The sequence below is a fragment of the Pseudomonas sp. NPDC089996 genome (assembly GCF_044748405.1).
GTDB lineage: Bacteria > Pseudomonadota > Gammaproteobacteria > Pseudomonadales > Pseudomonadaceae > Aquipseudomonas.
This window is the reverse complement of sequence record NZ_JBIVGA010000012.1, coordinates 1-21,306: the sequence shown is the minus strand read 5'-3', so window position 1 is coordinate 21,306 and position 21,306 is coordinate 1. Positions and strand designations below refer to the sequence as shown.

Here is a 21,306-nt window from a genome sequence, read left to right as displayed (position 1 = left end):
CCTGCCGCGCGACCTGCCTAGGTCGTCACCAGGGTCCTGGCCAGGCAATCCTTGCAGTTGACGATGGTTTCCCGCAGGCCCGCTTGCGCATGCACCAGGTTCGACCCGCACATGGCGCAGAACAGCCTGCCGCCGTTGGCATCTGGCTGCCCGGGCAGTTCTGCGATGTACTCCCTCACGGTGCGCCGCAGGCCATGATCATGCTGCTGCAACAGCACATCGAACAGCGCCTGGCTGAACCCTGAGCGCGGTGCAGGGGTGTCGTAGGCCGATACATTGAACTGCCATTGCTCCCTGATGGCGCGCTCGCTCAGTGACAGCATGCTCCCGGGGATGGTGTTGGCCGCGTGACGCTTGCTGACCTGGGCGCGCGCGACAAACGACAGCGCCCCGCGCACGGCGGTGTTGGCCAGCGACCAGATGTGCCGTACCGGGTGTGCGTCGAGCAGTTGAGTGGCCACTTCCGCGGCTTTGTTCCTGGCTTCGAAGGGCAGGCCGTGTTCTGCACTGCGGGTGGCGATGTAGGCACAGACTTCTTCGCTGCAAAGCTGCTTGATGGCGGCGGAGATCTCGTCGCGCCATTGCGCCTGCGGGCCATTGGACAGGGCCTTGTGCAGGGCGCGGTACAAGGGGGCGATACCGGCACGCTGCTGGCCGTCCAGGCTGACGTTGGCGACCCAGCGCACCTTGTTCTGCCAGGCCTTCGGTGTGGGGTCGTCGCTGAAGGCATCCAGCGGCGACTCGGGGTCGACCAGGAGGATCTGGTCCTCGTGCAGCGCCAGCAGTATCGCCGAATCCATGCTTGGGGACGGGCTGACACGCGCATCCCCGGCAGTTTTTTCCGCGGCCTGGATGCAACCCCTTTGCGCATCCATGCGTATCTCGAGCATGGCCAGCAGTTGCAGCTGGCGGGTGATCGACAACGTGGTAAAAGGCACGGGCAAACGCTTTGCCAATGACCACTGCTCCTTGATGCGTATGCGCTGCTCAATGGCCTGTGCCTGCCTGGCACGCTCGCGCGCCGCCACGCAAGGCTGGCAGGTACACGCGCGATGCCACTGGTTGCGCCCGGGGAAGTAGTGGCGATGCGCGCAGTTCGGGCAGAAGGCCATGTTGTCGTTCCAGCTGTAGGCCGAGCGGCTTTTGCGCCGCTCATGCAGGCTGACTTCGCAGTAAGGGCATTCAAGCTCGGCGCACGGCACCGGGGGAAAGGCCTTGATCAGGCTGCTGGGGGCGATGTCGATGGCGTAGCGTTCGAGCAGCAGCGCAATTTTCTCACCGCCGATGTACTCGTCGTACAACGCCTCGATCTGTTCGGCGCTGAGGTGCTGCAACTTTGATTTGAAATCCGACAAACCTGTATCTCCCTGCGAAATGTCGCTTGTGAGGTTTGTCAGGGATAATGCAGTGCCTTGCCAGGTGTGGGTTGTGGGAAATTTCACAAAGTCTTGTAGGGTGATTCTGATCGTTATTCCGTCAGCCTCGGACGCTCGGGTTAACGGTGTGTTCGTCGTCCCGGTACTTGTCCGAGATCGTCAGGTACGCCGATGGTCAATTCGTCGGGCAACGGCAAAATCGGTGCTGCTTCTCGGGCCCAGAGCACATTGCGCTTGTATTCGAGCCTGAAACTGAAACGCTGGCCCGTGGCTGGCGGGCAGCAGTTATCCAGCAGATCCTTGCCCCGGAGCAGCGCGCAACATTGGTTTTCGCAGAGTATGCAGCCAAAGTCCTTGTCGGCGCTGAACCAGGCAATCCGGCCGTGGGTGATGCTTTCCATGGGCAAGTCCACCGTTGCGGGCCATTGCCCGTGCAACCCATGGTCGCCGACCTGGGCGTTGCGCAAAACTGGCATTTTTATCAGGTAGGCCAAGGCTCAGGGGCTAGACTCAATGCTCTCTGTTCCCCCCCAGGAGCCTTGCCATGACTGCCAAGAACACAATCTGCCTGTGGTTCGACCAGGATGCCGAACAAGCGGCGAATTTCTACGCCAGGACATTCCCCGACAGCAAGGTCATAGCGGTGCACCCGGCCCCCGCTGACTACCCTTCAGGCAAGGCTGGCGATGTGATCACCGTCGAGTTCAGCGTGATGGGCATCCCTTGCGTGGGCCTCAATGGCGGCGACGCGTTCAAGCATTGCGAGGCCTTTTCGTTCCAGGTCAGCACCGAGGACCAGGCCGAAACCGACCGGCTCTGGCATGCCATCGTCAGCAATGGGGGCAGCGAGAGCCAGTGCGGCTGGTGCAAGGACAAGTGGGGCATCTCTTGGCAGATCACCCCGCGCATCCTCATCGAAGCCATCGCCAACCCCGACAAGGCCGCCGCCAAACGGGCGTTCGACGCCATGCTGACCATGCGCAAGATCGACGTGGCGAAGATCGAGGCGGCGTTGAAGGGCTAGTACAGCCTAGTCAGGCAGGCTGTCGGCCTCTTCATGCAGCGACCAGTCGAACTGCTCGACCAGCCAGTCGCGCAACTTGCAGCAATTGGCATCACGGCTCTTCGCTTCGCTGAGGCTGAGGTAATGGCGAGTATCGCGGTGCACCAGGGTGTCGCTTACCGGCCGCACCAGCAGGCCCTGTTCCACCAGCGGCGCGACCAGGTAATGCCAGCCCAGTGCCACGCCCTGGTGGTTCTGTGCCAGCTGCATCAGCAGGCTGTAGTCGTTGGCGTTGAACAGTTGCGGGGCGTCTGCGTCACGCCGGTCAAGGTCGATGTCCTGGTAGGCGAACCAGACCTTCCAGTCGACGTGTTCGGCCACTTGCGAGCGGCCGAACGGGCTGAGGTTGAGCAGGGCGGTGTTGCGCAGGCCGTCCAGCGTCCGGATATCCGGGTGCTGTTCCAGGTACTGCGGTGTGCACACCGGGTAGATCACGTCGCAGACCAGCGGCTGGCTGAAGTAGCCCTGGCCGCTCTTGGCCATCTTGCAAATGATGATGTCCGGGTTGACCCCATTCTCGAGGGTCAGGAAGTTCTGCATCGTCACGATGTTCAGGTCGATCTCGGGGTAGGCCGCGAACAATGCCGGTAACTTCGGCCCGAGCCAGAAGTTGGCGAATGCCGGCGTGCAGCACAGGGTGATGCGCTGTTTGGGTGACTCGCTGTGGCGGATGCGGTCGGCAGCCTGGGCGATGTTGGTGAATGACAGCTGCACGGCGTCGTAGAAGATCGAACCGGCCGGCGTCAGCTCTACAGCGCGGCCGGCACGGTTGAACAGTTCCGCCCCCAGGTGCTCCTCGAGGTCGCGGATCTGCCGGCTGATAGCCGCCTGGGTCACGCACAAGGCCTCGGCCGCGCGGGTGAAGTTCTGGTAGCGGGCGGCAGCGACGAATGCCTTGACGGCGCGCAGCGAGGGCATCTTGATCAAGGTCTGATCGGGTTCGGTGTGCTTGACCATACGTTTTGGTAATCAATTAGCCTCAGAAAATGTCGATTCTTTGCCCCTAAATACTGGCAATAGACTGTGATCAGGCAGCAGCGATGACGCTTCGTTATTCGTTTCAAAGACTAACCGAACGAATCCCTGCATTGAAGTCCCACACGGGAGAACAACAATAATGCAGCACACCGATGTATTGGACCTGATCAGACAACGCAAACCTCAGCATGGCTTGCCGGGGGCCGCCTACAACGATATGGATCTGTACCGGCAGGATGTGCAGCAGATCTGGCACCGCGAGTGGATCTTTGCCGGGCACACCTTCGAACTGGAAAAGCCCGGCCAGTACATCACCCTGCAGATCGGTGATTACCCGGTGGCCGTGGTGCGCGGTGGCGATGGCCAGGTGCGGGCGTTCCACAATGCTTGCCGGCACCGTGGTTCCAAGGTGTGCACCGAAGCCAAGGGCAAGGTCGCCAAGCTGGTGTGCCCGTATCACAAATGGACCTTCGAGCTCGATGGCCGTCTGCTGTTCGCCGGCAACATGGGCCCTGACTTCAACACCGCCGACCACGGCCTGGTGCCGGCCCACTGCGAAGTGGTGCACAGCTATATCTACGTATGTGTGGCCAAGGTCGCGCCGGACTTCGAGAAGTTTCGCAGTGCCGTGTCGCCCTTCATTGGCCCGCACTACCTGGAAGACTGCAAGGTGGCCTTCGAGGCCAACCTGGTGGAGCAGGGTAACTGGAAGCTGGTGTTCGAGAACAACCGCGAGTGCTATCACTGCGACGGTACGCACCCCGAGCTGCTCAACTCGTTCGTCGAGAACGTGTCGGTGCAGGGCATTGGTGGCGAGGAAGACCCGGAGCTGGCCGCACACTGGAATGTCTGCGAAGCCAACGGCATGGCCAGCCGCCTGGTCATGGATCCGGGCGGGCAGTACCGCATGACCCGCATCCCGCTCAACAACGGCGCCAGCAGCTATACCATGGACGGCAAACCGGCCGTGGCCCGGCGCCTGGACCGCAGCGGCGTGGACAACATCGGCGCGTTGCTCTACTTCAACTACCCCTCGACCTGGAACCATTTTCTCGGCGACCACGCCCTGAGCTTCCGCGTGTTGCCGCAAGGGCCGGGGCAGACCCTGGTGACCACCAAGTGGCTGGTGCCCAAGGACGCCCAGGAGGGCGTGGACTATGACCTCGAGCGCCTGACCAAGGTGTGGATGGCCACCAACGACCAGGATCGCCGCCTGGTAGAGGGCACCCAGGTCGGTGTGACGTCACCGGCCTATCAGCCTGGCCCCTACTCGGAGCTGGTGGAAAACGGCGTCTGTCAGTTCGTTGACTGGTATTGCGAACTGATGGCCCGGCGCTTGAGCGAGGTTTCGCCGCGCATCGTGTGACGCCATCGGCCAGCGCCGCTTTCGGGCATTGTCCTGACGGCTTTGAGCGCGCTGGCCGGCCAATAATCGAACATCATCAACACCGCAGTTTCCACACAATAAGACCAGGGAAAACCGCACGCCATGATGACATCGCCGTTCTCGATACCCGCCCAGGCCCGCCGCATCGACCCATCCCGCCAGCGCGCCGCCGCGCTCAAGGCCGATGGCTCGGTCGACGACAACGACCGCACCGAAATCGGCCCGACCCCGCTGGCCTTCGCCGAGTGGGCCAGCCTCGGCCTGCAGGCGCCACACTTGCCGAGCATGCGCGAATACCGCCTGCAACGCATCCGTGAACAGCTGATCGCCCGCGACCTGGGAGGCATCCTGCTGTTCGACCCGCTGAACATCCGCTATGCCACCGACACCACCAACATGCAGCTGTGGACCACCCACAACCCGGCCCGTGCCTGTTTCGTCGCCGCCAGCGGCCACGTGGTGCTGTGGGACTTCCATGGCTGTGACCACCTTTCCGCGCACTTGCCGCTGGTCAGCGAGCTGCGCAGCGGCGCGTCGTTCTTCTATTTCGAGACCGGTGACCGCACCGAGGAGCATGCCAAACGCTTTTGCGCCCAGGTCGATGAACTGCTGCGCAGCCATGCCGGCAACAACCGCCGCCTGGCCGTGGACCGCATCGAAGTCGCCGGCCTGCGCGCCCTCGATGCGCTGGGCGTGCAGGTGCACAACGGCCAGGAAGTCACCGAATTCGCCCGCCTGATCAAGGGGCCGGACGAAATACTCGCCATGCGCTGTGCGGTGGCGTCCTGCGAAGCCTCGATTGCCGAGATGCGCCAGGCCATGCGCGCTGGTGCCACCGAAAACGATGTCTGGGCCGCGCTGCATGCAGGCAACATACGCCGTGGCGGCGAGTGGATCGAAACCCGCATCCTCAGCTCCGGCCCGCGCACCAACCCTTGGTATCAGGAGTCCGGCCCGCGGGTATTGAGCGATGGCGACCTGCTGTCGTTCGACACTGACCTGATCGGTGTCTACGGCTTCTGCGTGGATATGTCGCGCAGCTGGATCTGCGGTGATGTGGAGCCCACTGCCGAGCAGAAGCGGCTTTATCGCATTGCCCATGAGCACATCCACGTCAACGCCGAGATGGTCAAGCCTGGCGTGCGCTTTACCGAACTCACGCGCAATGGCCACCGCCTGCCTGAAAGCTGCCGTGCGCAGCGTTATGGCGTGATGTTCCATGGGGTGGGGCTGTGCGACGAATACCCGAGCATTCGGTATCCGGAAGACCTTGAGTCGTATGGCTATGAGGGTGAGCTGCAGCCGGGTATGGCGCTGTGTGTCGAGGCTTATGTCGGCGAGGTGGGCGGGCGCGACGGGATCAAGCTGGAGAACCAGTTGCTGGTGACCGAGAGCGGGTTCGAGTTGTTGACCCATTATCCGTTCGAAGACAGCTTCTTGCGCGACTGACCGTAGAGGGGACTGCTACGCAGTCCTTTCGCGACACAAGGCCGCTCCTACAAGCGATCGCATGCCTCTGTAGGAGCGGCCTTGTGTCGCGAAAGGGCCGCAAAGCGGCCCCAATCTACACTCGGGTCAGGCGTATGATCTGCCGCGCACAGAAGGCCCCGGTCAGAATCACTCCAAACAACCGCAATGTCTGCATCGCCAGCACCAGCCCGACATCGGCATGGGTCTCGACGGCAATGATCGCCATGGCATCCAGCCCGCCCGGGCTGGTGGCCAGGTACATCGACAGAAAGTCCGAGCCCATCGCCAGGGCCAGCACATAGGCACAGGCGGCGCACAGCACGATCAGCGCCACCGCCCCGGCAATCATGGTCGGCAGGCGCTTCCACACATAGCGTACGGTCTGCCGGTCGAAGCGCAGGCCGATGTAGCAGCCGATGGCGCCGTAGGCAATCGCCAGCAAGGGCTCGGGCAGGCTGATGGTCAGTAGCCCACTGAGTTGCAGGGCGCCGCCCAGCAACAGCGGTGTCAGCAAGGCACCGGCCGGCAGGCGGCTACCCAGGACAATCCCGACCAGTACCACACCCAGGCTGAACAGGCTGTCGAGCAGGTGCGGGCCTTCCAGCACCGCTGGCGCATTGGCCACCGCGCCTGCGCCCGGGCTGGCGCCGAGCAGGTGGCTGACCAGCGAGCCGATCATCACCACGCACACCACCCGCACATATTGCATGGTCGCCACCACGCGGCCGTCGGCGCCGTTTTCCTCGGCCATCGACACCATGGCCGAAGCCGCCCCTGGCGCGGTACCCCAGGCGGCGGTGCTGCCGGGGATGCCACCGAAGCGTACGGTGCCCAGGCCAACCAGGGCACTGAGCACCACCGTGATGACGGTGGCGACCAGCATCAGGTGCCAGGACTGGGCCATCGACACCAGCACCGCCCAGGTCACCGAGTGGGCCACCAGCAGGCCGACACAGCCTTGGCCGAAGCGGAACACCTGGCGGTGCAGGTGCAGTTGAGCGCCGCACACGCCGAAGACGATGGCCACCAGCATCGGGCCGAGGAACAGCCCGGCCGGTACGGCCAGGGTATGCAGCAGCTGGCCGAAGGCACCGGCGCAGATCAGCAAGGCAAGCCATTGGAAAAGGGTTCTGGAAGAGCCGGGTAGGGCGGTCTGCAACGTGGATACTCCTTGTGCAGCGGTAACGCGGGGGCTGGCGGCGCCAGTGGAGAAAATTATCGACGGCGCAATCGATCAAGTCTATTTTCTACTTTTGATGAATCCATAACTGAAATTCATGAATCATGGACCTGCGTGACCTTACTTATTTCGAAACCATCGCCGAACTGGGCCACCTGGGCCGCGCGGCGGAGAAGCTCAACCGTAGCCAGCCGGCATTGACCAAGAGCATCCGGCGCCTGGAAGAGTCGTTGGGCACCCGCTTGTTCCAGCGCGATGGCCGGCGCATCAAGCTCACTGATGTCGGCAAGCTGCTGCTGGCACGCGGCAAGCAGCTGCAGCTGAACATCGCCGAGACCGAGCGCGAGGTGCGCGACTTTGCCTGCGGCCTGGTGGGTAATATCCGCCTGGGCTGCGCGGCCAGCATGGCCGATCACCTGCTGCCGCACCTGACCGCAGCGCTGCTGGAGCGGGCGCCGGAAGTGACCTTGAAGCTGTCCATCGCCCAGGACGATGTGCTCAAGGAGTCGCTGCGCGCCGGGCGGCTGGACGTGACCATTTCACCGCAGATCGCCATGGACCCCGAGTTCACCACCTACCCGATCCTCGAAGACGAGGCGATCGTGGTGGCCAGCGCCGAGCACCCGATCTTCGCCGGCCCCATCAACCTGCAGAGCCTGTGCCAGTACCGCTGGGTGCTGGCGGGGCCGACGGTGACCGCCCGTCGCTGGATCGACAACGTGTTCATCGTCCACCAGTTGCCGGTGCCGCAGGTGCAGATCGAGACCAACGCCATCTCGCTGCTGCCCCGCCTGATTGCGCGTACCCAGTTGCTCAGCTTCGCCGCACGGGAAACTGTCGAACACGGGCTGGGCATGTCCTGGCTGCGTGAAGTGCCGCTGCGCCAGACCACCATGCGCCGCACTGTGGCGGTGTCGGTGCGTACCGACGGATACCTGTCACCGGCCGCAGAGGCGCTGGTGACGCTGCTCAAGGAAAAGGGCAGCAGCTTTTTCGAGCGCGGCTAAACCTCGGCCTGCTGGGCGATCAACGCCAGGCAGCGCTGCACGATGGGGCTGCTGTCGCCCTTGCGCCGGCTGAGAATGATCGGGCTGACCGCGCTGCGGTCAAGCAGGCTGGCGTACTCGATATCGGTGCGGTGCTGCTGTTGCACCGACTCCGGCACCAGGGTCACGCCCAGGCCGACGGCCACCAGGCCGATGGCGGTCTGCAGCTCGTTGGCCCACTGGCTGACCTTGAGGCTCATGCCGTGGTGGGCGAACAGCGCGAGAATGTGGTCGGCATAGCTCGGCCTGGGGTTGGCGGGGTAGAGGACGAACGCTTCCCTGGCCAGCTGTTCGAGGGTCAGCGGGGCACCGGCCAGGGCATGGCCCTTGGGCAGCACCGCCACCAGCGGGTCTTCGCGCAGTACCTGTTGCTGGATGGCCGGGTCGTCGATGCGGATGCGCCCAAAGGCGACATCGATGCGCCCGCTTTTCAGGGCCTCAACCTGCTGCAGGGTGGTCATCTCGCTCAGGCCCAGCTCCAGCTCGCTGTCCTTGCGCAGCTCGCGGATCAGCTCCGGCAGCACCGTGTACAAGGTCGAAGGGGCGAAACCGATGCCCAGCCACTGGCGTTGGCCCTGGCCGATGCGCCGGGTGTTGTCGCTGATGTTTTCCAGCTGCTGCAGCAGCGTGCAGGTCTGCTCGTAGAAGAAACGCCCAGCCTCGGTCAGGCGCAGTGGGCGTTCGCGCACCACCAGCAAGGTGCCGAGCTGATCTTCCAGTTGGCTGATCTGCCGGCTCAGCGGCGGCTGGGCAATGTGCAGCAACTCGGCGGCGCGTGTGAAGTTCAGGGTTTCGGCCAGGACCTTGAAGTAGCGAAGATGGCGCAGCTCCATCAGACCTCCAGGGTATGGTGGGAGATTCATTTGATATTGGACGGCACTCAGGGTCTCGCGCAATGCTTGAATAATCAAGTAAATGTAGTATCGGGTCTGCAGCCTGCAGCCTGATTTGACGGGAACTGCGCACCATGACAAACGCCCTGATCGAGCGCATCGACGCCATCATCGTCGACCTGCCGACCATCCGCCCGCACAAGCTGGCCATGCACACCATGCAGCAGCAGACCCTGGTGGTACTGCGCCTGCGCTGCAGCGACGGCGTCGAAGGCATTGGCGAGGCCACCACCATTGGCGGCCTGGCCTACGGTTACGAAAGCCCTGAGGGCATCAAGGCCAATATCGATGCGCACCTGGCGCCGGCCCTGATCGGCCTGCCGGCGGACAACATCAACGCCGCCATGCTCAAGCTCGACAAACTGGCCAAGGGCAATACCTTCGCCAAGTCCGGCCTCGAAAGCGCCTTGCTCGACGCCCAGGGCAAGCGCCTTGGCCTGCCGGTCAGCGAACTGCTCGGCGGGCGCGTGCGTGACAGCCTGGAAGTGGCCTGGACCCTGGCCAGCGGCGACACCGCCCGCGACATCGCCGAGGCCGAGCACATGCTGGACATCCGCCGCCACCGCGTGTTCAAGCTGAAGATCGGCGCCAACCCGCTGGAACAGGACCTGAAGCACGTGGTGGCGATCAAGCGTGAGCTGGGCGAGCGTGCCAGCGTGCGTGTCGACGTCAACCAGTACTGGGACGAGTCGCAAGCCATCCGCGCCTGCCAGGTGCTCGGCGACAACGGCATCGACCTGATCGAGCAGCCGATCGCGCGCATCAACCGTGGCGGCCAGGTGCGACTGAACCAGCGCAGCCCGGCACCGATCATGGCCGACGAGTCCATCGAGAGCGTCGAAGATGCCTTCAGCCTGGCCGCCGATGGCGCCGCCAGCATCTTCGCCCTGAAAATCGCCAAGAACGGCGGCCCGCGCGCCGTGCTGCGCACCGCGCAGATCGCCGAGGCAGCCGGCATCGCCCTGTACGGCGGGACCATGCTCGAAGGCTCGATCGGCACCCTGGCCTCGGCCCATGCCTTCCTCACCCTGCGCCAGCTGACCTGGGGCACCGAACTGTTCGGGCCGCTGCTGCTGACCGAAGAGATCGTCAACGAGCCACCGCAGTACCACGACTTCCAGCTGCACGTGCCGCGCACCCCGGGCCTGGGCCTGAGTTTGGACGAAACCCGCCTGGCGCGCTTCGCCCGCCGCTGAGTCGCAGACTAAGGGTAAACACAGAACCGGTGTGGGAGCGGGCTTGCCCGCGAACACCGGCGGAGCCGGTGCCATTCACCGCAGTGCCTGCTTCGCGGGCACGCCCGCTCCCACAGGGGGCCGTGCCAGCCTTTGAACACTTTGCAAGACAGGAGAAAACAACATGCTGTTCCACGTGAAGATGACCGTGAAACTGCCGGTCGACATGGACCCGGCCAAGGCCGCGCAACTTAAGGCTGACGAGAAAGAACTGGCCCAGCGCCTGCAGCGCGAGGGCACCTGGCGGCACCTGTGGCGCATCGCCGGGCACTACGCCAACTACAGCGTGTTCGACGTGCCCAGCGTCGAGGCGCTGCACGACACGCTGATGCAGTTGCCGCTGTTCCCGTACATGGACATCGAGGTCGACGGCCTGTGCCGCCACCCATCGTCGATCCACAGCGACGACCGTTGATTCATCCTTGCACCACGACTACCAGACAAGAACAATTCGAGGTAAGCAGACATGACCGTGAAGATCTCCCACACCGCCGATATCCAGGCCTTCTTCGAGCAAGTGGCCGGCATTGGCCAGGCCGAAGGCAACCCGCGCTTCAAGCAGATCATCCTTCGTGTCCTGCAGGACACCGCACGCCTGATCGAAGACCTGGAGGTCAGCGAAGACGAGTTCTGGCATGCCGTCGACTACCTCAACCGCCTCGGTGGCCGTAACGAAGCCGGCCTGCTGGCGGCGGGCCTGGGCATCGAGCATTTCATCGACCTGCTGCAGGATGCCAAGGACGCCGAGGCCGGCCTGGGCGGCGGCACGCCACGCACCATCGAAGGCCCGCTGTACGTGGCTGGCGCGCCGCTTTGCGAGGGTGAAGCGCGCATGGACGACGGCACCGACCCCGGTGTGGTGATGTTCCTCCAGGGCCAGGTGTTCGATGCCGACGGCCAGCCGCTGGCCGGCGCCACGGTCGACCTGTGGCACGCCAACACTCAGGGCACCTACTCGTACTTCGACTCGACTCAGTCCGAGTACAACCTGCGTCGGCGCATCGTCACCGATGACGAAGGCCGCTACCGCGCCCGCTCCATCGTCCCGTCCGGTTATGGCTGTGACCCGCAGGGCCCGACCCAGGAATGCCTGAACCTGCTGGGCCGCCACGGCCAGCGCCCGGCGCACGTGCACTTCTTCATCTCGGCGCCAGGCCATCGCCACCTGACCACCCAGATCAACTTCGCCGGTGACAAGTACCTGTGGGACGACTTCGCCTACGCCACCCGCGACGGCCTGATCGGCGACCTGCGGTTTGTCGACGATGCTGCGGCGGCGCGTGACCGTGGTGTGCAGGGCGAGCGCTTTGCCGAGCTGTCGTTCGACTTCCGGCTGCAGACTGCCAAGGCGCCAGAGGCCGAAGAACGTAGCCACCGCCCACGGGCGCTGCAGACCATTTGAGCCCTTGTGGGAGCGGGCATGCCCGCGAACACTGGCAAAGCCGGTGCCTTGCAACGCGGTGTCCGCTTCGCGGGCACGCCCGCTCCCACAGTGGGGCGGGCACAAAATGCAATTCAAGTAACTGCCATACCTCCATTCCAATAACAATAAAGGTCCTTGGTCATGCGTAATCCCGCCCTGCGTGCGCTCGCCTGTTACTGACAGGTCACTGCCTTGTAATCCCTTTCCAGGCTGCCCCCTCAGGAATTCGCGAGCATGAATACCCTCACTCAAGAGCAACACCTCAAGCAGCAGAACAAGCGCTATTTCTACGAATGGTACGTGGTCATCCTGTGCATGGTGGCCTACATCTTCTCGTTCGTTGACCGGCAGATCCTGGCCCTGATGATCGAGCCGATCAAAGCCGACCTGCAGTTGAGCGACACCCAGTTCAGCCTGCTGCACGGCCTGGCGTTCTCGCTGTTCTACGCGTTCATGGGCATGCCCATCGCCTACCTCGCCGACCGCTTCTCGCGCCCGCGCATCATTGCCGTGGGGGTGATCTTCTGGAGCTTCGCCACTGCCGCCTGCGGCCTGAGCAAGAACTTCACCCAGATGTTCCTGGCGCGCATCGGCGTGGGTGTCGGCGAAGCGGCACTGTCGCCGTCGGCGTACTCGATGTTCAGCGACCTGTTCCCCAAAGAGAAACTCGGCCGCGCCGTGGGCATCTACTCGATCGGCTCGTTCGTCGGCGGCGGCATCGCCTTCCTGGTCGGCGGCTACGTGATCACCTTGCTCAAGGATGCGCAAACCATCGAGGTGGCCTTCCTCGGTGCGATGAAAGCCTGGCAGCTGGCGTTCTTCATCGTCGGCCTGCCTGGGGTGATCGTCGGCCTGCTGGTCTGGTTGACGGTGCGCAACCCGCAGCGCAAGGGCGCGCAGCTGGATGCCGACGGCAAGGTGCGCAAGGTCCGCCTCAGCGATGGCCTGCGCTTCATCGGCCGCCACCGGGCGACCTTTGGCTGCCATTACCTGGGCTTCTCGTTCTACGCCATGGCACTGTTCTGCATGATGAGCTGGACCCCGGCGTTGTACATCCGCAAGTTCGGCATGAGCCCCGAGCAGGCCGGTTTCATGCTCGGCACCATCTTGCTGCTGGCCAACACCACCGGCGTGGTGTTCGGCGGCTGGCTCACCGACCACCTGGCCAAGCGCGGGCGCAGCGATGCGGCCATGCGCACCGGGGTGATCGGCGCGGTGGGCATGATCGTGCCGGCCGTGCTCTATTCGCAGGTCGACCAGCTATGGCTGTCGGTGACCTTGCTGGTACCGGCGATGTTCTTCGCCTCGTTCCCGATGCCGGCTTCCACTGCCGCCATGCAGATCCTCTCGCCCAACCAAGTGCGTGCCCAGGTGTCGGCGGTGTTCCTGCTGATCAGCAACCTGCTTGGGCTGGGCCTGGGCACCACGCTGGTGGCGTTGATCACCGACCGCTACTTCGGTGCCCCGGCCGCTGTCGGTTCGTCGATGTCGATCGTCAGCTTCGGCGCCTCGCTGCTGGCCATCGTGCTGCTGGCCAGGGGCTGCAAATGCTTCCGTGACAGCATGCGCCGCGAACACCCCGCCGAGGCCTGAGATGCTGGCGGACATCCAGCTGCTGGAGCGTTTTCCGCTGTTTCATTCGCAGGATGTGGCAGAGATGCAGGTACAACTGGCCCGCTACCTCTGCCCGCACCGGCTGCGGGTGCTGGACGATGCTGCGCCGCAGTTGCAGGTCAGCGGTGTGGAATTTGCCGGCGTGCGCCTGCTGCAGCTGCACTACGATGCGCCGGTGGAAGTCAGCCTCGAGGGCACAGGCGCGCAGTACCTGTTCCGCACCACCTTGCAAGGGCAGTGCGAAATTCGCCATGGTCGCGAACATGCCGCCGTGGCGGCAGGCGGGCTGAGCGTCAGCTCGCCGTTCGCCAGTAGCCGCATCGTCACCGGCGGCGCCTGCCGCAATGCGGTGCTCAGCATGCCGCGTCAGGCGCTGGAGCTGCACTTGCAGCAGCTGCTGGGCCGCAGCCTGGGGCAGCCGCTGGTGTTCGACGTGCCGCTGGCGGCCGACCACCCTGGCGTGCATGCGCTGGGCCTGACCCTGGATTACCTGTGCCGGCTGTTCGCGCTGCAACTGAGCCTGGCGCCGTTGCGCCAGGGCCTGGCGGATCACCTGGTGCAACTGCTGCTGACCCAGTTGCCGCACAACTACTCCAACGCGCTGCTGCAACCTGCGGGCATACCGCTGCCTTGCCATGTACGCCGGGCGCGCGAGCATATCGAGGCGAACCTGGACCAGCCATTGGCGCTGGCCACCTTGTGTGCGCTCAGCGGCGTTTCGGTGCGCACCCTGCAGAACGGTTTTCGTCAGTTCCTCGGCCAGACACCGGTCGAGTTCATCCGCGACCGGCGCCTGCTGGCCGTGCACAAGGCATTGCAGAGCGGCGAGGGCAGCGTGACCGACGTGCTGCTGCGCTTCGGCATCAACAGCCCCGCGCATTTCACCCGGCAGTACCGGCAGCGTTTCGGTTGCCGGCCCTCCGACACGCTCAAAGGCTGAAAATTGCGCAATCGGTAGGGTGCCTGCGTGATCCGCAGCGCTGGCAGCACGCGTGATGGCTAGCATCGGCCTACCTTACACACGCGGAGCTCCACCCATGCAAATCACTGTTCTTGGCGGCGGCCACGGCTGCTATGCAGCGGCTGTCGAGATGGCCGAGCGCGGCCATGCCACCCGGCTCTGGCGCCGCGACGCCACGGCCCTGCGCGCCCTGCAGGCGATTGGCAGCATCACCGTGCGCGACTACCGCGGCAGCCGCCAGCTGGCGCTTGGCGACAACCTGCAACTGGTCAGCGACCTGGCCCAGGCGCTGCAGGGCGCGGACCTGGTGATCATCCCCTTGCCGTCGACCAGCCACGCGGCCCTGGCTGCCGAAGTCGCGCCGTTGCTCAGCGCCGGGCAAGTGGTGTTCCTGCCGCCGGGCACCTTTGGCAGCTACCTGTTCGCCAAGGCCATGCGCGACTGCGGCAACTGCGCCGAGGTGGCCTTCGCCGAAACCGGCACCTTGCCCTACCTGGTGCGCAAGCATGGCGCCGACCAGCTGGTGATCAGTGCCTACGCCACGCGCCTGCCCACCGGCGTGCTGCCCAGCCGCCTGTCGGCGCATGCCTTCAGCGTGCTGCGCGAGGCCTACCCCAGCGTCGAGCCGATCGAGGATGCCCTGAGTGGCGCACTGATGAACGCCGGGCCGGTCATCCACCCGCCGCTGATCCTGATGAATGCAGGGCCGCTGGAGCACTTCGAATCCTGGGACATCCACAACGAAGGCACCCAGCCGTCGATCCGCCGGGTGACCAATGCGCTGGATGCCGAACGCATGCGTGTGCGCGAGGCGCTGGGCTACCCGGCACCGCACTTCCCCTTGGCCGACCACTACAACACCGACCAGGGCGATGAGTGGATGTACGGCCGTGGTGCCCATGGCAAACTCACCGACAGCGGTGACTGGCGCGAGAAGATCGACCTGCAGCAGCACCGCTACATGCTCGAAGACACCCGCCTGGGCCTGTCGCTGCTGGTCTCGGTCGGGCGCTGGGCCGGTGTGCCGACCCCGGTGGCGCAGGGGTTGCTGGCCTTGGCGTCGGCGGTGACCGGGCGCGACCTGTATGGCGAAGGCCGTACCCTGGAAAACCTTGGCCTGGCTGCGCTGGACCGCGGGCAGATGACCGCCTTGCTGCGTGACGGTGTCGCGCCATGAGCGGGCCATTGCGGCACATCGCCGTGGTCGGTGCCGGGCGCATGGGCGAGGGCATCGCCCTGGCCTTTGCCCAGGCCGGCATGCAGGTCAGCGTGATCGACCTCAAACCGCGGCTGGCGCAAGCGCAGGCAGACTACTTTGCGGCGCTGCGGCGCAACCTCGCCGTGCAGGCGGACAGCCTGGTCGCCCTCGAACTGATCGATGCGCAACAGGCCGACCAGCTACTGGCGCGGATTCGGCTGCTGACGCTCGAGCAGGGCGGCCCGGCACTGCAAGGATGCCGGCTGGTGTTCGAGGCGGTGCCCGAAGTGCACGAGGCCAAGCGCGAGGCCTTTGCCTGGATCGACCGGCATGTGGCGGCGGACGCGATCATTGCCTCGACCACATCGACCTTCCTGGTGACCGAGCTGGCCGCCATGCTCAGCGCACCCGGGCGCATGGTCAACGCCCACTGGCTCAACCCGGCGCACCTGATGCCGCTGGTGGAAGTGTCGCGCAGCGCTGCAACCTGCGAAACGGTCGTTGCCGAACTCCTGGCCACCTTGCAGGCCATCGGCAAGGTGCCGGTGCTGTGCAACGCCACCCCCGGTTTCATCGTGCCGCGCCTGCAGGCGCTGGTGATGAACGAGGCGGCGCGCATGGTCGAGGAGGGGGTGGCCAGCGCCGAGCAGATCGACCTGGCGGTACGCACCGGTTTCGGCCTGCGCTTCTCGGTCCTGGGCCTGCTGGAGTTCATCGACTGGGGCGGTGGCGACATCCTGCACCACGCCTCGCGCTACCTCAGTCAGCACCTGGGCGAGCGTTACCAGGCGGCGCCCTCGGTACTGGACAACATGGCCAGCGGGCGCAACGGGCTGCGCGATGGCGTGGGGTTTTACGACTACCGCGCCACCGACATCGACGCCTACCGTCACGGGCGCCTGGCAAGCCTGGTGCAGCGCTTGCACCAGGCCGGGCTGGCGCCGCGCTTTGCCTCAGGCCTTGAAGCGCTCGATCAGCCCCTGCTGCTCTGACGCCAGGTCGTTCAGCTGCTGGCTGATGCCCGCCGAGCGCTCGGCCTGGCCGGACAGCGAGGCGGTGACATCGCGCACCGCCTCGACGTTGCGGTTGACTTCTTCGGCCACGCTACTCTGCTGTTCGGCGGCGCAGGCGATCTGTACGTTCATGTCGGTGATCACGCTGACCGCCTGGCGAATCTGCGCCAGTGCCTGCAGGGCCTGACGCGCCTGTTCGGCATTGGCCTGAGCCTGCTGGTAGCTGTGCTGCATGGCGCCGGTCACCTCATGGGTGCCGTTGCGCAGGTTGTCGATGATCGCGCCAATCTCTTCCACCGAGGCCTGGGTGCGCTGGGCCAGGCCGCGCACCTCGTCGGCGACCACGGCAAAGCCGCGGCCGGCGTCACCGGCGCGGGCCGCTTCGATCGCCGCATTCAGTGCCAGTAGGTTGGTCTGCCGGGCGATCGACAGGATCACCTCCATCACTGCGCCGATCTGCTCGCTGCTCGCGGCCAGGGCATGCAGGCGCTGCATGCCCTCGCTCATGCCGGTGGCGAGCGCCTGGATGCCTTGGGTCGTGCTTTCGATCACCTGCACCCCGGCACCGGTGGCCTGGTCGGCATGGCGGGCGGCCTCGGCGGCTTGCGCGGCACTGTGGGCTGCAGCCTGGGCGGTGGCGGACATTTCGTGCAACGCGGTGGCCATCTGTTCGATCTCGCGAAACTGCTGCTGCATACCCGCGCTGGTCTGGCTGGCGATGCGCGCCGACTGGTCGGCGGTGTCGCGGGTATCGCGCACGCCGCCCTGGACCTGCGCGATCACCGGTTGCAGGCGCTCCAGAAAGCGGTCGAAGGCGCGGCTCAGGCGGCCCAGTTCATCTTTGCCAGGGTAGGCCAGGCGGCGGGTCAGGTCGCCTTCGCCTTCGGCGATGTCTTCCAGCAGGTAGGCGACCCGCAGCAGCGGGCGGCTGACACTGCGTGCGGTCAGCCACATCATGGCCACGCCCAGCAGCGCAATGCCCAGCCCCAGGCCGACCTGCAGGGCCAGGCTGCGCAGCCGCTGGGTGCGCATCTGTTCCTGCAGCGCGGCCACCGGCGCGCCGAGCACGTCCTTGCCGACGCTGACCAGTACGGCCCACGGGCTGGTTTCCGGCAATGGCTGGATCGGCACCAGCATGCGCATGTGCTCGGCATCCTCGAAGGCCTGGGTGTGGCCTGCGGCAGCGGCGTCGAGCATGGCAGCCGCCTGCTCGGGGTGGCGTGCCTTGAACAGCGTACCCAGGCGTTCGGGGTGGCTGCTGTCGGCGGCCAGCAGCCCGGCCGTGCTGACGATGGCGATGTCGCCCTTGGCGTCGTACAGCGCTGTGGCGGCTTTCTCGGCATCGCGCTGCAGGGTCGCCAGGTCGATGTCCAGGCCGATCACCGCAACCACACGGCCCTGGTCGATCAGGGGCAGGGTCAGGCTGGTGACCAGCCGCGCGGTGCCACTGGAGCTGTCGACATAAGGTTCGAGCAGGCAAGGTCTGGCGCCTGCACGCGAGCAGCTGAAAAAGGCATTGAACGGGGCGCCGCTGGGGCCGGGCGAGGTGTCGGCGAGCAGTTTCTCGTCGCCAGGTACAGCCTGCAGCTGGCCGGGGCCAGGCTGTAGCCAGTACAGGGCGAAACGGCCCTGGTCGTTGCTGCCAAGGTCCAGCTGGCCGCGGAAGTCGGCATCGTGGCCGTCCAGGGCGTTGGGCTCGAAGGTGATGAACAGCCCCAGCAGCTCCGGGCGCCCGGCCAGGGCATCGTGCAGCACCTGGGTGAGGTCGCGGCGCAGGTCGGCAGGGGCCAGGTCGGCACGTTGGCGCAGGTGCATGATCTGGCGGCCGACGCCCTCGGCAAAGGTGTAGGCGTGGTTGAACCCCTGCTGGATCTGCAGTGCCTGGGCCTGGCCCTCGGCACGTAGGTTGCTGCGCGCGGCGGCCAGCAACATGTCGCTGGCGCTGCTGCCGACCTGGTCTTCGCTGCTCTGACGCTGGGCGAGCGCCAGTGCGGTAAGGAGTACGACGACGGCAGCCAGGCACAGGCTGGCGAGCAGGGTGATCTTGTTGTGGATGCTCAAGGCGTTGGTCATGTTGGTGTTTTCCGCGACGCGAGTTGGGCTCGCGGCAGGCTACCGGGGCGCGGCGCAGGGCGGAATGGCTGGGGAGGGGATTGGCAGGGAGGGGCAAGAGGTTGGCACGGGAGGGCAATTGGGGGGTGGGGCTGGCAGGTGACTGGTTCAGAATTTTCAGCGCCTGTCAGATCGAGCGCCGCCCGCGCGGCGCATCGCGACCAAGGTCGCTCCTACATCTGTTTCGGGCCAATTATTCCTGTGCCGCCAACAGGATCCGCCCTGGTGCATGTCTGAAGACAGGTGGAGCGGCATCAGCGCCCACCGAAATGCATCGCCATGCCAACAAGGCGGTCCCTGTTGGCTTCACAGGAGAGGCTGGCCCGAAACAGACTGTAGGAGCGGGCTTGCCCGCGATGCGCCGCGCGGGCGGCGCTCGATCTGATAGGCGCCGAAAATCTTGAACCGGGCACCTCCTAACCCCTACGCAAAAAAAAACCCGGACCCTCCCCGCACGGAAAGGCCCAGGCAAAAGGAGCAAAACCCGGCCGGGCATCCTGTTACCAGAACTTCCAGGTGTAGGAAGTGATCAGCCGGTACTCGGTGAAGTCGCTGCCGTACTTCTGCTGGGTACGCATGTTTTTCAGGTCGAACGAAAGGTCCTTGAGCGGGCCGCTCTGCACCACATAGCTGAGCATGATGTCGCGCTCGCTTTCCTGGTCGCGTGCCAGGCCAGGGCCGCGATCGACGTCGGTGCCTTTGATGTAGCGGGTGAACAGCTTGAGGCCGGGGATGCCCATGGCCGCGAAGTTGTAGCCATAGCGCACCGACCAGCTGCGTTCGTCCGGGCGGATGAAGGGGACGCTCGCCCAGTTCGGCAGCCACAGTTGCGGCACGTAGCCGTTCAGGGTCGGGAACACCGTGTCGCCGGTCATGCGCTGGTAGCTGGCACCGATCATGTGCCCGCTCTTTTCCAGGGTCACCAGGCCGAAGTAGGCGCGGTTGTCCACCGGGCCGCTGCGCGCGGCGCCGTCTTCGCGGTTGTTGAAGTAACCGACGTCGGTCTTCAACTGATAGCCGTCGGCGAACTTCAGGGTGTGCTTGAGGCCGCCGTAGTCCTGCTTGTAGATGTCGTTGAGCACGCCGTGGAAGTAGCTGCCCTGCAAATCCTGGGTGAAGTTGTAGGTGGCACCGGCGAAGTCCAGGCCATCGCTGTCCAGGCTGTCGTTGGTGCCGTAACGGTACAGGCGCTCGTGGTTGGATGACTCGCGGGTGACGATCGACCAGAAGCGCCCGCCGACCAGTGTCAGGTTTTCGATGTCGCGCGATTCGATCACCGCACCCTGGTAGAGGGTGTCGAGCTGGCGGCTGGGGTCGTTGGACGCGACCGGGTAGAACGGCTTCTGGTCGCCAATCTTGACCTGGGTCCTGGCGTACTTGAGCTTCAGTGTCGCGCCGCCACGGCTGTAGTCGTCGGCGGCCTGCTGGCGATGGCGGCTGTAGGGCAGCGAGCCATCGTTGCCGGTGGAGTCCAGGCGAAAGGCATACTGGCCATTGAGATCAAGGCCAACTGCCAACGGGGTGTCGGTGTAGCCGGACTCGAACTGCAGGTCGAAGCCCTGCGACCAGTTGCCGACCTTGGACACCGGCGCGCTGGAGTTGGTGAAATTGCGGTTCAGGTAGAGGTTACGGAAATTCAGCGACAGGTGGCTGTCATCCACCACGTCGGCGAAGCTGGTCAGGGGTAAAACGGTGCTCACACACAAGCACAATGATTTCGCACGCAACGGCCATTTGAGTTCCATGGGGTAATCCTGGAAATGTGATCAGTACAAGGTCTGGGCAGTCTTCAACTGGGCAGAAGCGCTCTGCAGGTCTGTAGCCCGCTTGCCTGTCACGTATTGTTTTTGTTGTTCCGGATATCCAGCACCGGGCGCTTTCCCCGCGCCCGGGAACAGCACAGCGCGTTCCTCAGAGGATGTAGCCGATGCCGGCGAGGGCATCGTCGCTGTTGATCAGGGTGATCACCTTGCGGTGGATCTTGAATCCGCCCTCTGCGCGGACCAGGGTGTAGGTCAGGTCGGCGCTGTAGTGCTTGAGGCTTTCCTTGCGGAACTCGCGGATGTTCTGTGCGGCACGCACGGTGACGTTGACGCCGTCATCATTGAGCACGCGAATGCGCGAAATCGTGCGCACAGTGCGTGGCTGCGGGCTGGTCGAGATCGACTCGCCACCGATCAGCCGCTGTACGCGCAGGCCGCGCATGTGGTGGTCGTCGTAGGCGTAGTTCAGGGTGTTTTCGTAGTCGGTTTCTTTCGGATTGATCGGGATGATGTACGTCCCTTTCTCGGTCCACTGGTTCAGCCAGGTGTCGTACTCGCCATGGTCGAGCATGTCGCCTTCCTGCCAGATGAAGG

19 protein-coding genes and 1 pseudogene are annotated in these 21,306 nt (G+C 64.8%); 11 read left to right on the top strand and 9 right to left on the bottom strand.

What is annotated here, in order from left to right; translation table 11 throughout:
* Nucleotides 1–17 precede the first annotated feature (17 nt).
* The gene (locus ACIPW4_RS20205; RefSeq protein ID WP_400660885.1) at nucleotides 18–1,355 is read right to left on the bottom strand and encodes a hypothetical protein; all 1,338 of its coding nucleotides are present in this window, start codon (nucleotides 1,353–1,355) and stop codon (nucleotides 18–20) included.
* 140 nt (nucleotides 1,356–1,495) lie between these two features.
* On the bottom strand, nucleotides 1,496–1,777 hold the full coding sequence (locus ACIPW4_RS20200; RefSeq protein ID WP_400660884.1) for a hypothetical protein: 282 nt from the start codon (nucleotides 1,775–1,777) through the stop codon (nucleotides 1,496–1,498).
* Between the two features lie 143 nt (nucleotides 1,778–1,920).
* Between ACIPW4_RS20200 and ACIPW4_RS20195 the strand changes: the two genes are divergently transcribed.
* Nucleotides 1,921–2,400, top strand: a complete 480-nt coding sequence (locus tag ACIPW4_RS20195; RefSeq protein ID WP_400660882.1) for a VOC family protein — start codon at nucleotides 1,921–1,923, stop codon at nucleotides 2,398–2,400.
* 6 nt (nucleotides 2,401–2,406) lie between these two features.
* Here ACIPW4_RS20195 and ACIPW4_RS20190 read toward each other — a convergent pair whose 3' ends face one another.
* Entirely contained in the window at nucleotides 2,407–3,396 is a 990-nt protein-coding gene (locus tag ACIPW4_RS20190; protein ID WP_400660880.1) for a LysR family transcriptional regulator, read from the bottom strand.
* Between the two features lie 160 nt (nucleotides 3,397–3,556).
* Between ACIPW4_RS20190 and ACIPW4_RS20185 the strand changes: the two genes are divergently transcribed.
* Both ACIPW4_RS20185 and dddP read left to right on the top strand, forming a co-directional pair.
* Complete coding sequence (locus ACIPW4_RS20185) at nucleotides 3,557–4,783, top strand: SRPBCC family protein (protein WP_400660879.1); 1,227 nt, start codon at nucleotides 3,557–3,559, stop codon at nucleotides 4,781–4,783.
* Between the two features lie 123 nt (nucleotides 4,784–4,906).
* Entirely contained in the window at nucleotides 4,907–6,253 is a 1,347-nt protein-coding gene (gene dddP / locus ACIPW4_RS20180) for a dimethylsulfonioproprionate lyase DddP (RefSeq protein ID WP_400660877.1), read from the top strand.
* 115 nt (nucleotides 6,254–6,368) lie between these two features.
* On the opposite strand, the gene ACIPW4_RS20175 is transcribed toward dddP, so the two are convergent.
* Nucleotides 6,369–7,433 carry an AbrB family transcriptional regulator gene (locus ACIPW4_RS20175; RefSeq protein WP_400660875.1) on the bottom strand — a complete coding sequence of 355 codons (1,065 nt, stop codon included), beginning with the start codon at nucleotides 7,431–7,433 and terminating at the stop codon, nucleotides 6,369–6,371.
* A gap of 125 nt (nucleotides 7,434–7,558) precedes the next feature.
* Between ACIPW4_RS20175 and ACIPW4_RS20170 the strand changes: the two genes are divergently transcribed.
* Entirely contained in the window at nucleotides 7,559–8,461 is a 903-nt protein-coding gene (locus tag ACIPW4_RS20170; protein WP_400660874.1) for a LysR family transcriptional regulator, read from the top strand.
* Here ACIPW4_RS20170 and ACIPW4_RS20165 read toward each other — a convergent pair.
* Nucleotides 8,458–9,333 (bottom strand): LysR family transcriptional regulator, encoded by an 876-nt coding sequence (locus tag ACIPW4_RS20165; protein WP_400660872.1) that lies wholly within the window; start codon nucleotides 9,331–9,333, stop codon nucleotides 8,458–8,460. The genes ACIPW4_RS20170 and ACIPW4_RS20165 overlap by 4 nt on opposite strands.
* Before the next feature lie 134 nt (nucleotides 9,334–9,467).
* Here ACIPW4_RS20165 and ACIPW4_RS20160 point away from each other — a divergent pair, with 134 nt between their 5' ends.
* The 7 genes from ACIPW4_RS20160 to ACIPW4_RS20130 all read left to right on the top strand — a co-directional run bounded on the left by ACIPW4_RS20160 (nucleotide 9,468) and on the right by ACIPW4_RS20130 (nucleotide 16,816).
* Complete coding sequence (locus ACIPW4_RS20160; protein WP_400660871.1) at nucleotides 9,468–10,589, top strand: muconate cycloisomerase family protein; 1,122 nt, start codon at nucleotides 9,468–9,470, stop codon at nucleotides 10,587–10,589.
* Nucleotides 10,590–10,752: 163 nt separating this feature from the next.
* Nucleotides 10,753–11,043: a muconolactone Delta-isomerase gene (gene catC, locus ACIPW4_RS20155; protein ID WP_003256111.1), complete on the top strand. Its 291-nt coding sequence runs from the start codon at nucleotides 10,753–10,755 to the stop codon at nucleotides 11,041–11,043.
* Nucleotides 11,044–11,094: 51 nt separating this feature from the next.
* Nucleotides 11,095–12,030, top strand: coding sequence for a catechol 1,2-dioxygenase (gene catA, locus ACIPW4_RS20150; RefSeq protein ID WP_400660869.1), 936 nt, complete (start codon nucleotides 11,095–11,097; stop codon nucleotides 12,028–12,030).
* Nucleotides 12,031–12,285: 255 nt separating this feature from the next.
* Nucleotides 12,286–13,644, top strand: coding sequence for a spinster family MFS transporter (locus ACIPW4_RS20145; RefSeq protein ID WP_400660868.1), 1,359 nt, complete (start codon nucleotides 12,286–12,288; stop codon nucleotides 13,642–13,644).
* 1 nt (nucleotide 13,645) lies between these two features.
* A complete protein-coding gene (locus ACIPW4_RS20140) occupies nucleotides 13,646–14,605 on the top strand; it encodes an AraC family transcriptional regulator (RefSeq protein WP_400660866.1) in 960 nt (319 codons plus the stop codon).
* Between the two features lie 97 nt (nucleotides 14,606–14,702).
* A complete protein-coding gene (locus ACIPW4_RS20135) occupies nucleotides 14,703–15,803 on the top strand; it encodes an NAD/NADP octopine/nopaline dehydrogenase family protein (protein ID WP_400660865.1) in 1,101 nt (366 codons plus the stop codon).
* Nucleotides 15,800–16,816, top strand: coding sequence for a 3-hydroxybutyryl-CoA dehydrogenase (locus ACIPW4_RS20130; protein ID WP_400660863.1), 1,017 nt, complete (start codon nucleotides 15,800–15,802; stop codon nucleotides 16,814–16,816). Before ACIPW4_RS20135 ends, ACIPW4_RS20130 begins: the two co-directional genes overlap by 4 nt.
* Here ACIPW4_RS20130 and ACIPW4_RS20125 read toward each other — a convergent pair.
* The 4 genes and pseudogenes from ACIPW4_RS20125 to ACIPW4_RS20110 form a co-directional block, all read right to left on the bottom strand.
* A complete protein-coding gene (locus ACIPW4_RS20125) occupies nucleotides 16,778–17,503 on the bottom strand; it encodes a methyl-accepting chemotaxis protein (RefSeq protein WP_400661171.1) in 726 nt (241 codons plus the stop codon). The two genes, ACIPW4_RS20130 and ACIPW4_RS20125, sit on opposite strands and share 39 nt — an antisense overlap.
* Nucleotides 17,504–17,635: 132 nt before the next feature.
* Nucleotides 17,636–17,791, bottom strand: a pseudogene (locus tag ACIPW4_RS20120) (HAMP domain-containing protein); the annotation flags it as partial.
* 1,658 nt (nucleotides 17,792–19,449) lie between these two features.
* Nucleotides 19,450–20,694 carry an OprD family outer membrane porin gene (locus ACIPW4_RS20115; RefSeq protein ID WP_400660861.1) on the bottom strand — a complete coding sequence of 415 codons (1,245 nt, stop codon included), beginning with the start codon at nucleotides 20,692–20,694 and terminating at the stop codon, nucleotides 19,450–19,452.
* A gap of 166 nt (nucleotides 20,695–20,860) precedes the next feature.
* Nucleotides 20,861–21,306 (bottom strand): aromatic-ring-hydroxylating dioxygenase subunit beta (locus tag ACIPW4_RS20110; RefSeq protein ID WP_400660860.1); only part of this gene is annotated, 446 nt, incomplete at its 5' end.